The sequence below is a fragment of the Clostridium sp. CTA-1 genome, assembly GCF_054768215.1.
The window spans coordinates 128,266-140,887 of the sequence record NZ_BAAAAP010000001.1; the positions used below are offsets into that span (position 1 = coordinate 128,266).

The following is a 12,622-nucleotide window of genomic DNA, read 5'->3' on the forward strand; positions in this document are numbered from 1 at the left end:
AGGTTCCTAATGATAAAAAAACTTGAAAAAACTTATGGGAGTGCTTTAAAAGGAGTATTTTTTGCGGTAAATCCTTTAAAAAAGAAAATGCTTAAAACTAACTGTACTGTGCATAAATATATAAATATTAAAGCGGTGGATTTACTTAAAGTAGAGAATTATGAAAAAGAGTATGAGTTTTTTAAAAAATATATAAAGCACATAAATAACGGTGTTTCTTGGGCAGATCAGGATTTTAAAAGTTCTAATCATTTTTATCATGTAAGCAAAGGAAAAGGATTATATGGCTTTTCTGATGCATTAACAGAATGCAGAAAATATTATAAAAATGCAAAAGAAAGTTTTAATAAAGGTAATATAGAAAAAAGTTTATTTTATTTAGGTGCTGCCTGTCATTTAATACAGGATGCTACAGTGCCTCAACATGTAAATAACAAACTTTTAAAAAGCCATAGAAAATTTGAGCTTTGGATAATAAGTAAGCTTATGACAGATTATTCTTTTGATGCAGAAGAAGGAATAATTAAATATGATGAACTACAAGATTTTATAGTAAATAATGCTATAATGGCTAACGATACCTATTTAAGGAGCATAAATATAAAAAACACAGACAAAAGATATGCTAAAATAGCTACTACTATAATACATGAAGCTCAAAAGACCACTGCAGGGTTTTTATTATTATTTTATGAAGAAATGAAGGTAAAAAATAAGATTCTCCTTTAATAGGAGGATTTTTTTTTTTATTGTAGAATAGTATACAATTAAGAATTATTTATATATAGTGACTATACTTAATATAAATAAAAAAATGTTCCCTTTTGCTACAATTTGAAATTAAAATAAGTATTTTGATTATAAAAAAATGGTAAAGTGGACTTAGGGGATATATAAAGAGGGTGAGTATTATAAACGAAATTGTTATTAATATGGAAAATGAAATTTTTAGGGGCAACTTATTAGATGTGGGTACGGATAATTATGGAATAATATACAACATATATAAACAATATAATGAGGATTCAAACTTAGAATATATAAATGGAGCAGAGGAAAAGGAAAACATAAAAGAAGGTTATTATGATAACTGTATTTTATTGTTTTCCTTTAGCAATATATTTTTCAAAAAAAATAGGATGAGTCTTATACGTGATATATATAGGTATTTAAAGGAAGGGGGAAATGTTTATATTTGGGATATTGATAAAAAATTAAAGGAAACCTTTAATGGAAAAATAAAAATTTTATTGCCAGGAGAAAAAGTTAAAAATATATCTATAAAGGATCTAAATTTACTAAAAGATAGTTCTATAGATACTACTATAAAATTATTAGATCCTTATTTTGAAATAAAGGATTTAAAGTCTTCCGATGGAGTGTACTACATAAAAGGGAAGAAAAAAATAAATACTAATACCAAAGAGGACGAAAAGAGGAAGGAAGAAATTAATGAAAGCACTATTAGTAGCCATTAATTCTAAATATATTCATAGCAATCTAGCTCTTAGATATTTAAGAGCTAATACAGAGGATTTAAATTATGAGTGTATGTTAAAAGAGTTTACTATAAATGATAGGAAAGAAAATATATTAGAAAAAATAATTATGGAAAAAGCTGATTTAGTAGCTTTTTCTTGCTATATATGGAATTTAGAATATGTAGAGGAACTAGCAAATTTAATTAAATTAGTAAAGCCTTCTACAGAAATAATTTTTGGGGGGCCAGAGGTTTCCTATGACAGTGAAAGCTTTTTAAGAAAAGTTCCTGGAGAATATATTATAAGAGGAGAAGGTGAAGAAACCTTTAGAGAATTTATTAAATGCAAAATAGAAAATAAAAGTTTAGATAAGGTAAAAGGATTATACATTAAAACATTAAATGGGATAGAGTACACTGGAGAAAGACATAATATTTCTATGAATTCAGTAGTATTTCCTTATAAAAAAGAAGAAGATTTGAAAAATAAAATAGTTTATTATGAAGCTTCAAGAGGGTGTCCATTTAAGTGTAAATATTGTTTGTCCTCCACATTGCATGGAGTAAGATTTCATGATATAGAAAGAGTAAAAAAAGAAATTAAATTTTTAGTAGATAAAAATGTTAAGCTTATTAAATTTGTAGATAGAACTTTTAATTGTAATCACAAATTTGCAATGGAAGTATGGGAATATATTATAAATTTAGATACAGATGCTACTTTTCATTTTGAAATATCCGCAGACTTGCTTACAAAGGAAGAATTAGATATTTTAAGTAAATCAAAAGAAGGAAGAATTCAATTTGAAGTGGGAGTTCAAACTACTAATAATGAAGTTTTAAAAAATATAAATAGACATGTAAATTTTGAAACTATTAAAGAAAAGGTAGAGGAACTTAAAAAACTTAAAAATATCAAACAACATTTAGATCTTATTGCAGGGCTGCCAGGAGAAGATTATAATTCTTTTAAAAATTCCTTTAATGATGTTTACAGCATAGAGCCAGAAGAAATACAATTAGGATTTTTAAAGCTTTTAAAGGGATCTCCTATGAGGTCAGAAGCAGAAAAATGGGGTATGGTATATTCTCCTTATCCACCTTATGAAATATTAAATACAAAGGACATAAGTTATGAGGAATTGCTTATACTAAAAAAAGTAGAAGGGGTAGTAGATAAATATTATAACTCAGGAAAATTTAATAATATATTGAAATATTTTATGGGAGAATTTAAAAAACCATTTGACTTTTATTATAGGTTAGCTATGTTTTGTAATGACAAGGGATATTTTGACAGAAATATATCTGGACCTCAATACTATAAAGTTTTCTTAGAATTTAACGAAGAATTTCTAAATAAAAATAGTGAGTTTTTAAAAGAAATAATAAAATATGATTATTTAAAATTTAATAAAAAGCAATGGATGCCAGAGTTTTTAATTAGAGATATAGATAAAAAAATTAAAAGATATTTAAAGGATAAGCTACTACAAAATAGAGTTCAGATATCCGATAATATACACGTAGAGAAATTTTTCATAGATATAGAGAAGTTTATAAGGTCAGGTATAAAAGAAAAAAGAGAGATATATGTTATATTTGACGAAAGAGACAGAGAAAATATAGTTTTTTTAGGAAATAAGGAATAGATATTAGTTATAAGGAATTTTTAGTTAAAAATTAGTATTGATATGTATTGCTAATAAGTATAATTAGTATTATACTTAGATATAAATAATTTAAAGGTGTATTCAATACCATTTAATATAGTATTGAATTGTTTAATCTGCGAGGGGGTGATATTTTGGCAAAGGATGCAATTAAAGAAATTAAAGCTGCAGAGGAAGAAGCTAATAAAATAATTAATGATGCTAAGCTTGAGAGCAGAGAAATTATTAAAAAAGCTGAAGAAAATGCTTTAAGAGAGTATAAAGATATAATTAATAAGTCCTCTTTAGAAGCAAAAAGAATTATGGATGAAGTTGAAAGTAAGGCTAATGGGGAAGCAACACTTATTTTTAAAGAAGGTAAAGAGAAAGCAGATGAAATCTTAAATGTTTCCAATGACTTGCTTGATAAAGCAGTTAATCTTGTGGTTGAAAGGATAGTGAAGTTTAATGGCAATAGTTAAAATGAATAAATTTACATTATTAGCCTTTGAATCACACAAAGAAAAGCTTTTGGAAGAACTTCAAAGCTTTGAAGGAGTTCAATTCATAAATCTTCAAAATGATGCTTTGATTGAAGAAGATGAAAGTTTGAAGCTTCTTGATAAGGACTCAGTTGGTTCAAAATATTCAGAATATGCAGCGAATTTATCGAAGCTAAAATTTGTCTTAGATTTTTTAAAAGAATATGTTACTCAAGCATCAGGGTTAAAAGCACTTTTACAGGATAAAAAATCTTTATCTTATAGTACATTAAATGAAAAAATTAAAACTATTGATTGGAAAAGTACTTATGATGATTTAAGAATGAAAGAAGACAGATTAAATTATTTAAGCAATGAAAGAACAAAGATTGATGCAGAAATAAACAGTCTTCTCCCATGGAAAAAGTTTGATGCAAAGTTTAAAAATTTAAAGGAACTTAAACAAACTTCATATTTCATTGGTACTATATCTAAACAATATAAAGAAGATTTTCAAAATGAGTTTCAAGATAATCTTCAAAATAAATATATAGAATTTATTAATGAAGATAATGAAGACTTATATATCTTTGCTTTAGTTTTAAAAGAGGAAGAAGAAAAGGCAAAAGAATTATTTAAAAACTATGGATTTAGTTCTTTAACTTTAGTTTATGAAGATAGTCCTAAAGCAGTTATAGAGAATTTTAATATTAAAATTTCAGAAATAGATAAGGAAGTTGAAAAAATAAATACTGAAATTAAAACCTATGAAAGTAAGATTGAAGAAATACAAATTGCCTATGAATATTTCAATAATCTTATTATTAGGCTTAATGCGTCAGAAAATTTCCTTAAATCTGAAAAAGTTATTGCCATATGTGGTTGGAATACTCTAGATACAAATGAAGAACTGGAAAATATCATTAAGAAAGCTATAGGAAATGATTATTATCTAAGTTTTACAGAGGTTAATGAAGAAGATGATGTAGAAGAAGTACCTATTAAGTTAAAAAATAATGGTTTTGCATCAGCTTTTGAAAGTGTGGTTGAAATGTATAGCCTTCCTTTGTATAAAGAAATAGATCCAACACCAATTTTATCAATATTTTATTTCTTATTTTTCGGCATGATGCTATCTGATGCTGGATATGGATTAATTATGGTTATAGTATCTTCTATTGCTTTAAAGAAAGTTAAAGATACAGCAAAAAGAAATACCTTTAAACTTTTCTTATTTGCTGGAATTTCAACGGTTATATGGGGTGCAATGTATGGTGGATGGTTTGGAGATTTGTTCTCTAATTATTTAGGAATAAAGATACCATATCTTATAGACCCAGCAAAAGGTATAACTCAGATATTAATATTATCTGTTATATTTGGATTAGTTCATATATTTGTAGGCTTAGGTCTTAAGGCTTATATACTTATAAGGAGTGGACAATTAAAGGATGCAATATATGATGTGTTAACATGGTACTTTGTACTCATTGGCGCAATTTTAATGTTAGTTGGTGTAGCTTCATCTGTTGGAAAAATTCTTTTAATTATAGGATTTGTAGGATTACTTCTTACACAGGGAAGATCAGCTCCAACTCTTGGAGGAAAAATCGGTGGAGGCATATATGGAGTCTATGGTTCTACAAGCTATCTTGGAGATGTAGTATCTTATTCAAGGCTTTTAGCTTTAGGGCTTGCTACAGGATTTATTGCAAATGCATTAAATCTTATAGTAAATCTTATTCCAAGCCCATTTAGCTATATAATATCACCAATTTTATTTGTAGCTCTCCATTTATTTAATTTACTTGTTAATGCACTTGGATCATATGTGCATACTGCAAGACTTCAATACCTAGAATTTTTTAATAAATTTTATGAAGGTGGAGGAAAGAAATTTACTCCATATAAACTTTCAGATCAATACTTAAAAATAACTAAATAAGATTTATAAAGGAGGACTTTAATTATGACATTTATGAATTTTTTAACTGAAAATGGTGGATTAATATTTGCTCTTTTAGGAGCTGCATTAGCAACAGGTTTAGCAGGAATAGGTTCAGCGAAAGGGATAGGAATAGTTGGTGAAGCTGCTTCAGGACTTATGACAGAGGAACCAGAAAAGTTTGGTAAAACATTTATATTAGTTGCTCTTCCAGGTACACAAGGATTATATGGATTTGTTATTACACTTATGATTTTATTAAACATTGGTATTCTTGGTGGTAAGGCACCTACACTTGCTAATGGTTTTGCATACTTTATGGCAGCTCTTCCAATAGCACTTGCAGGTTGGAAGTCAGCAATAGCTCAAGGTAAAGCAGCAGCAGCTGGAGTACAAATACTTGCGAAGAAGCCTAATGATGTTATGAAGGGCGTTATATATGCAGTTATGGTTGAAACTTACGCATTACTTGGCTTCGTTGCATCATTATTTATGGTTTTAAACATAAAATAGTTTGGAGTGAGGCGAATGTCTAGCATAAATAATCTAACTGGGAAAATTCTTGAAGAAGCCAAAGTAAAAAAAGAGGAATTTATTAAAGAAGCTAAGGAAGATGGAAAAAAAATATTAGATAAAAAAACTGTCGAAGCTAAAATTATAGAAAAAAATACTATTGAAAAGGCAGAAAGAGAAAGTGTAATAAGAAGAGAAAGAATATTATCAAATGCAGAGCTTAAAGTAAGAAATGAAAAGCTTCAATCAAAACAAAAAGTTATAGAAAATGTCCTTGAAAAGTCCTTAGAAAAGTTAAGCTCTTTATCAAAAGAAGAATATCTTTCTTATATTAAAGAGAGAATCTTAACTCTTCCAATAGACGGAGATGAAAAGATTATAATAAATCTAAAGGACAAGTTACTTATAACTGAAGATTTTATAAATGAAATAAATAGTGAATTGGTTAAAAAAGGAAAACCAGGCAATCTTTCTTTAAGTGATGAAACAAGAGATTTTAAGGCAGGATTTCTACTAGAGAAAAATGGAATTGAAATAAATAATTCTTTTGAAGCTTTAATTAGTTCTATGAAAGATGAATTGGAGTATGAAGTTGCAAGAGTGTTATTTAACTAAGGAGGGAAATTCATGGATGCATTACTATTTACTCAGGTAATACCTAGAATTAGAGTATTAGAAACTAGACTCCTTGACAAAACAAAACTTGATAGGATGATAGATAGCAGCTCTCCTTTAGAAGCTTTAAAGATTCTTGAAGAAACTGAATATTCTATATTTATGTCAAAGGTAAAAAGGCCTGAGGATTATGAAATACTTTTAAGTAATGAGCTTAAAAGAGTTTATCATTTGCTCTACGAAATTTCCCCTGTAAAATCTTTAGTTAATATGATGAGTTTAAAGTACGATTATCATAACATTAAAGTTATGATAAAAGGGAAAATTTTAAATAAAGATTTTACAGATATAATAATCCCTGTGGGTAATGTGCCTATAGAAAAGCTTAAGACTTTTATAGATAATGAATATTATAGAGATTTAAATCCAATAATGAGAAAAGCTATAGAAGATGCTTTGGAAGACTTCGGTACTAATAAAGATCCACAGAGAATTGATATTATACTTGATAAATATATGTTTGAACAAATGCTTTCATTAAATAAGGAAATAGGAGATGAATTTTTAGATAAATATTTAAAAAGTCTTATTGACTTAAATAATATAAAAACTCTTTTAAGAGTTAAAAAGCAAAACAAAGATAAAAACTTTTTTACAAGTGTAATCATAAGTGGAGGTTTTATAGATAAAGATAAACTGATAGCTTTACTTAACGATTCAGTTGAAAATATTCCGGCAAAACTTTCTTATACAGATTATGGAGAAGTTCTTAGAGTTGGGATAGATGCTTATTCAAAGACTGGTTCAATAAATATTTTTGAAAAATTAAGTGATAATTTTATAATGGAGTATATGAAAAGAGCAAAATATATAAGTTTTGGCCCAGAACCAATAATATCTTATTTATATGCCAAAGAAAATGAAATAAAAGTTATAAGAATTATAATGATTGGAAAGCTCAATAACATGAAGAGCGAAATAATAAGAGAAAGGCTGCGTGATATCTATGTATAAAATAGGTGTAGTTGGAGATAAAGATTCCATATTGGCCTTTAAAGCTCTTGGTATTGATGTATATCCTGTTACTGAACCAGATGAAGCAAGAATTACTATAAATAAAATGGCCGCGGAAAAATATGCTATTATATTTGTTACAGAACAAATAGCTAAAAACTTGGAAGAAACTATTGAGAGATATAATAGAGAATTAATTCCTGCCGTTATACTTATTCCTAGTAATCAGGGGTCTCTAAATATTGGTATGCAGAGAATAAATGATAACGTGGAAAAAGCAGTTGGTGTTAATATTTTATAAGGAAGGTAGGTAGGTGAACTTGAAGACAGGACGTGTTTTAAAGATATCTGGACCTTTAGTTGTTGCTGAAGGAATGGAAGAGGCAAATATATATGACGTTGTAAAAGTTGGTGAAAAACGTCTTATTGGTGAAATAATAGAGATGAGAGAAGATAGAGCTTCAGTTCAGGTTTACGAAGAAACTGCAGGTTTAGCACCAGGAGATCCAGTAATAACTACTGGAGAACCTTTAAGTGTTGAATTAGGACCTGGATTAATAGAAGCTATGTTTGATGGAATACAAAGACCTTTAAATGCTATAAAAGCAAAGGCTGGAGATTTCATAACAAAAGGAGTAGAAGTTCATTCATTAGATAGAGATAAGAAATGGCATTTCACTCCAGTTAAAAAAGCAGGAGATACCGTAGAAGCAGGAGATGTAATAGGTATTGTTCAAGAAACTTCTATAGTAGAACATAAAATAATGGTTCCTTATGGTATAAAAGGAACTATAGAAACTATAGAAGAAGGGGATTTTACTATAGTTGATACTGTGGCAAAAGTTAAGGATGGAGATAAACTTTCTGACTTAATGATGATGCAAAAATGGCCTGTTAGAAAGGGCAGACCTTATGGTAGAAAACTTAATCCAGCACAACCTATGATAACAGGTCAAAGGGTTATAGATACATTCTTCCCAGTTACAAAGGGTGGTACAGCTTGTGTTCCAGGACCATTTGGAAGTGGAAAAACTGTTGTACAACATCAATTAGCGAAATGGGCAGATGCTCAAATAGTTGTTTATATTGGTTGTGGAGAACGTGGTAATGAAATGACAGATGTTCTTAATGAATTCCCAGAACTAAAGGATCCTAAAACTGGTGAACCATTAATGAAAAGAACTGTACTTATAGCAAATACTTCTAATATGCCCGTTGCAGCTAGAGAAGCTTCCATATATACTGGAATAACTATAGGAGAATATTTTAGAGATATGGGATATTCTATTGCACTAATGGCAGATTCTACATCTCGTTGGGCTGAGGCTCTTCGTGAGATGTCAGGAAGACTTGAAGAAATGCCTGGTGATGAAGGATATCCAGCATACTTAGGTTCAAGAGCAGCAGAATTCTATGAAAGAGCGGGTAATGTGTTATCTTTAGGATCTGAGGAAAGAGAAGGTGCTCTAACAGTTATAGGGGCTGTATCCCCTCCAGGAGGAGACTTATCAGAGCCCGTTACACAGGCTACTTTAAGAATAGTTAAAGTATTCTGGGGATTAGATGCACAACTTGCATATAGAAGACATTTCCCAGCTATAAATTGGTTGAATTCCTATTCATTGTATATAGAAAAAATAAGCCCTTGGATGGATGAAAATGTAGCATCTGATTGGACAGCACTTAGAATTAAGGCTATGTCACTTCTTCAAGAAGAAGCTAGCTTAGAGGAAATAGTTAGACTTGTAGGTATAGATGCTTTATCTGAAAAGGATAGATTAAAACTTGAAGTTGCAAAATCCTTAAGAGAAGATTACTTGCAACAAAATGCCTTCCATGAAGTAGATACTTATGCTTCATTAGAAAAGCAATATAAGATGTTAAAATTAGTTTTATTCTTCTATGATGAAGCTGAAAGAGCATTAAATGCAGGAGTATATTTAAAAGAAATTTTAGATTTAGAAGTTAGAGATAAAATAGCAAGATCAAAATATATTTCAGAGGAAAATATAAAAAATATAGATGCAATATTTAATGAATTATCAGAGGTAATAGATGAATTAATCAGCAAAGGAGGTATAATGAATGCTTAAGGAATATAGAACAGTTAAAGAAGTAGTTGGACCACTTATGCTGGTTGATCAAGTAGAAGGCGTTAGTTTTGATGAACTTGTTGAAATAGAACTTCATAATGGAGAAAAAAGACGTGGAAGAGTTCTTGAAATTAATAAAGATAAAGCATTGGTTCAATTATTTGAAGGTTCAGCTGGAATAAACATTAAAGGAGCTAAAGTTAAATTCTTGGGCAAACCTCTAGAGCTAGGTGTTTCTGAAGATATGTTAGGAAGAGTATTTGACGGACTGGGTAATCCTAAAGATGGAGGACCTAAAATAATTCCTGATGAAAAAAGGGATATAAGTGGTATACCAATAAATCCAGTGGCAAGAAACTATCCAGATGAATTTATTCAAACAGGGGTTTCAGCTATAGATGGACTTAATACTTTAGTTAGGGGACAAAAGCTTCCTGTTTTCTCAGGATCTGGTTTGCCTCATGCGGAACTTGCGGCTCAAATTGCAAGACAGGCAAAGGTTTTAAATTCAGATTCAAAATTCGCTGTTGTATTTGCAGCTATAGGAACAACTTTTGAAGAAGCACAATATTTTATTGATGACTTTACAAAAACAGGAGCTATAGATAGAGCGGTTTTATTTATAAACTTAGCTAATGATCCAGCTATAGAAAGAATTGCAACACCTAGAATGGCTCTTACTGCAGCTGAATACTTAGCCTTTGAAAAAGGAATGCATGTACTTGTTATAATGACTGATATAACAAACTACTGTGAAGCTCTTCGTGAAGTATCTGCTGCTAGAAAAGAGGTTCCAGGTAGACGTGGATATCCAGGATACTTGTATACAGATCTTTCAACTTTATATGAAAGAGCTGGAAGAATCTTAGGCAAAGAAGGTTCTATAACACAAATTCCTATACTTACAATGCCTGAAGATGATAAAACACATCCAATTCCAGACTTAACAGGATATATAACAGAAGGACAAATAATACTAAGTAGAGAATTATACAAAAAAGGTATAATGCCTCCAATAGATGTATTGCCTTCATTATCAAGACTTAAAGATAAGGGTATAGGTAAAGGCAAAACTAGAGAGGATCATGCAGATACAATGAACCAATTATTTGCAGCTTATGCACAGGGTAAGCAAGCTAAAGAATTATCCGTAATACTTGGGGAATCTGCATTATCCGATGCAGATAAATTGTATGCTAAATTTGCGGATGCTTTCGAAGGAGAATATGTATCTCAAGGGTTCACAACTAATAGAACTATAGAAGAAACACTAAATCTTGGATGGAAATTGTTAACTATATTACCTAAGTCAGAGCTTAAGAGAATAAGAGATGAATATCTAGAAAAATATTTAAATAAAGCTGAAGAAAGCAAATAATAACCATTAAAAGGGATGAGTGATCTTTATGAAATTAAATGTAAATCCTACTAGAATGGAGCTCACTAAACTTAAAAAGAGGTTAACAACAGCCACAAGAGGACATAAACTTCTAAAAGATAAGCAGGATGAGCTTATGAGAAGATTCATAGATATGATAAAAAAGAATAACGAACTTAGAAAAGATGTAGAAAAGGAATTGGAAGGGTCTTTTAAAGACTTTTTAATGGCTAGTGCTGTTATGTCTCCAGAGTTTTTGGAGGAAGCCGTAGCTTATCCAAAGGAAAGCATTTCTGTAGATGTTAAAAAGCAAAACATAATGAGTGTTAATGTGCCTGTATTTGACTTTAAAAGAAAGTTAGAAGGAGATAAAGGAAGTATATTCCCGTATGGTTTTGCCAATACTTCTGCTGAATTAGATGGTGCTATAGAAAAGTTATATGGTATATTACCTAAGCTTTTAGAATTAGCTAAAGTAGAAAAAGCATGCCAACTAATGGCGGATGAAATTGAAAAAACTAGGAGAAGAGTTAATGCTCTAGAATATATGACTATACCTCAACTAGAGGAAACTATAAGATTTATACAAATGAAGTTAGATGAAAATGAAAGAAGTACAGTAACAAGACTTATGAAAATTAAGAGTATGATGGAAGAAAAGCAAAGTAATATGGTATAAAAAAAGCAGCGAAACCCGCTGCTTTTTTTATCTAAAGTAAATATGTTTTACTTTAAAATCAGTGAATAGTTATATATGAGAAAATAATTTTAATAAAATATTATGTTTGCACATATATTAAAGTAAGTATTTTAATTTTAGAGCAAGACTATAAGTATAGCTAAATAAATTTCTAAATTTCGTATTTTCCATAATAATCTCGCATTTTTCTTGAATATTATGTATAATTTAGATATACATCACAAAAAGGAGGGAGTTTTAAAGCTTTTGGCTTTAAGAGTTATTATGGCAGTAAGAGAGATATTACAAGTTGGAGATAAGACTTTAAAAAGAGTTAGTAAAAAAGTAGAATGTATTGATGATGAAATTAAAGGTATTATAGAAGATTTAAAGGATACTTTATATGCAGGTACCGGTATTGGCCTTGCAGCACCTCAAATAGGTTATTTAAAAAGAATTTTTATTATAGATTTAAGAAATGGGCAAGAACCTATAATTCTTATAAATCCTAAATTTTTAAAGGGAATAGGAAAAGAAGAAAGTCAAGAAGGATGTTTAAGCTATCCTGGTTATGAAGGGATCGTTATTAGACCTAGAAGAGTTGTTATAATAGGACTAAATGAGAAAGGTGAAGAAGTTACTTATGAAGCAACAGGCTTACTAAAAGATGCTTTTTGCCATGAATATGATCATTTAGATGGCATAGTTTATATAGATAAGGCTAAAAAAGTATACAAAGTGGAACAAATAGAATAAAAAAGGGGAGAATGC

Annotated in this window: 13 protein-coding genes; all 13 read left to right on the forward strand. The window is 29.5% G+C overall.

The genetic code is table 11. The features are described from left to right. Window positions 1–9 precede the first annotated feature (9 nt). The 13 genes from ACYUEW_RS00610 (at window position 10) to def (ending at window position 12,607) form a co-directional block, all read left to right on the forward strand. Complete coding sequence (locus tag ACYUEW_RS00610) at window positions 10–729, forward strand: zinc dependent phospholipase C family protein (protein WP_003484522.1); 720 nt, start codon at window positions 10–12, stop codon at window positions 727–729. 173 nt (window positions 730–902) lie between these two features. Continuing rightward, window positions 903–1,478 carry a hypothetical protein gene (locus tag ACYUEW_RS00615; protein ID WP_003484523.1) on the forward strand — a complete coding sequence of 192 codons (576 nt, stop codon included), beginning with the start codon at window positions 903–905 and terminating at the stop codon, window positions 1,476–1,478. Further along, window positions 1,453–3,132 carry a B12-binding domain-containing radical SAM protein gene (locus ACYUEW_RS00620; RefSeq protein WP_460276005.1) on the forward strand — a complete coding sequence of 560 codons (1,680 nt, stop codon included), beginning with the start codon at window positions 1,453–1,455 and terminating at the stop codon, window positions 3,130–3,132. The genes ACYUEW_RS00615 and ACYUEW_RS00620 overlap by 26 nt, the downstream gene beginning before the upstream one ends. 155 nt (window positions 3,133–3,287) lie before the next feature. Continuing rightward, window positions 3,288–3,614: an ATPase gene (locus tag ACYUEW_RS00625; protein WP_460276006.1), complete on the forward strand. Its 327-nt coding sequence runs from the start codon at window positions 3,288–3,290 to the stop codon at window positions 3,612–3,614. Further along, window positions 3,601–5,559, forward strand: a complete 1,959-nt coding sequence (locus ACYUEW_RS00630; RefSeq protein WP_003484526.1) for a V-type ATP synthase subunit I — start codon at window positions 3,601–3,603, stop codon at window positions 5,557–5,559. The genes ACYUEW_RS00625 and ACYUEW_RS00630 overlap by 14 nt, the downstream gene beginning before the upstream one ends. Before the next feature lie 24 nt (window positions 5,560–5,583). Then, window positions 5,584–6,072: a V-type ATP synthase subunit K gene (locus ACYUEW_RS00635; protein WP_003484527.1), complete on the forward strand. Its 489-nt coding sequence runs from the start codon at window positions 5,584–5,586 to the stop codon at window positions 6,070–6,072. A gap of 15 nt (window positions 6,073–6,087) precedes the next feature. Further along, a complete protein-coding gene (locus tag ACYUEW_RS00640; protein ID WP_460276007.1) occupies window positions 6,088–6,687 on the forward strand; it encodes a V-type ATP synthase subunit E in 600 nt (199 codons plus the stop codon). Window positions 6,688–6,699: 12 nt separating this feature from the next. Continuing rightward, a complete protein-coding gene (locus ACYUEW_RS00645; protein ID WP_003484529.1) occupies window positions 6,700–7,701 on the forward strand; it encodes a V-type ATP synthase subunit C in 1,002 nt (333 codons plus the stop codon). Then, the gene (locus ACYUEW_RS00650) at window positions 7,688–8,002 is read left to right on the forward strand and encodes a V-type ATP synthase subunit F (RefSeq protein WP_187116478.1); all 315 of its coding nucleotides are present in this window, start codon (window positions 7,688–7,690) and stop codon (window positions 8,000–8,002) included. The genes ACYUEW_RS00645 and ACYUEW_RS00650 overlap by 14 nt, the downstream gene beginning before the upstream one ends. 19 nt (window positions 8,003–8,021) lie before the next feature. After that, complete coding sequence (locus tag ACYUEW_RS00655) at window positions 8,022–9,794, forward strand: V-type ATP synthase subunit A (RefSeq protein WP_460276087.1); 1,773 nt, start codon at window positions 8,022–8,024, stop codon at window positions 9,792–9,794. After that, on the forward strand, window positions 9,787–11,172 hold the full coding sequence (locus ACYUEW_RS00660) for a V-type ATP synthase subunit B (protein ID WP_163200901.1): 1,386 nt from the start codon (window positions 9,787–9,789) through the stop codon (window positions 11,170–11,172). The genes ACYUEW_RS00655 and ACYUEW_RS00660 overlap by 8 nt, the downstream gene beginning before the upstream one ends. Before the next feature lie 28 nt (window positions 11,173–11,200). Beyond that, window positions 11,201–11,851 carry a V-type ATP synthase subunit D gene (locus ACYUEW_RS00665; RefSeq protein WP_030035883.1) on the forward strand — a complete coding sequence of 217 codons (651 nt, stop codon included), beginning with the start codon at window positions 11,201–11,203 and terminating at the stop codon, window positions 11,849–11,851. A gap of 219 nt (window positions 11,852–12,070) precedes the next feature. After that, window positions 12,071–12,607, forward strand: a complete 537-nt coding sequence (def, locus tag ACYUEW_RS00670; RefSeq protein ID WP_460276008.1) for a peptide deformylase — start codon at window positions 12,071–12,073, stop codon at window positions 12,605–12,607. The last annotated feature ends 15 nt before the right edge of the window (window positions 12,608–12,622 follow it).

Coding starts and splice junctions, on each gene's coding strand:
- ACYUEW_RS00635 (WP_003484527.1), top strand. CDS start 5,584: ATGACATTTATGAATTTTTTAACTGAAAATGGTGGATTAATATTTGCT.
- ACYUEW_RS00620 (WP_460276005.1), top strand. CDS start 1,453: ATGAAAGCACTATTAGTAGCCATTAATTCTAAATATATTCATAGCAAT.
- ACYUEW_RS00630 (WP_003484526.1), top strand. CDS start 3,601: ATGGCAATAGTTAAAATGAATAAATTTACATTATTAGCCTTTGAATCA.
- ACYUEW_RS00665 (WP_030035883.1), top strand. CDS start 11,201: ATGAAATTAAATGTAAATCCTACTAGAATGGAGCTCACTAAACTTAAA.
- ACYUEW_RS00640 (WP_460276007.1), top strand. CDS start 6,088: ATGTCTAGCATAAATAATCTAACTGGGAAAATTCTTGAAGAAGCCAAA.
- ACYUEW_RS00610 (WP_003484522.1), top strand. CDS start 10: ATGATAAAAAAACTTGAAAAAACTTATGGGAGTGCTTTAAAAGGAGTA.
- ACYUEW_RS00645 (WP_003484529.1), top strand. CDS start 6,700: ATGGATGCATTACTATTTACTCAGGTAATACCTAGAATTAGAGTATTA.
- ACYUEW_RS00660 (WP_163200901.1), top strand. CDS start 9,787: ATGCTTAAGGAATATAGAACAGTTAAAGAAGTAGTTGGACCACTTATG.
- def (WP_460276008.1), top strand. CDS start 12,071: ATGTATAATTTAGATATACATCACAAAAAGGAGGGAGTTTTAAAGCTT.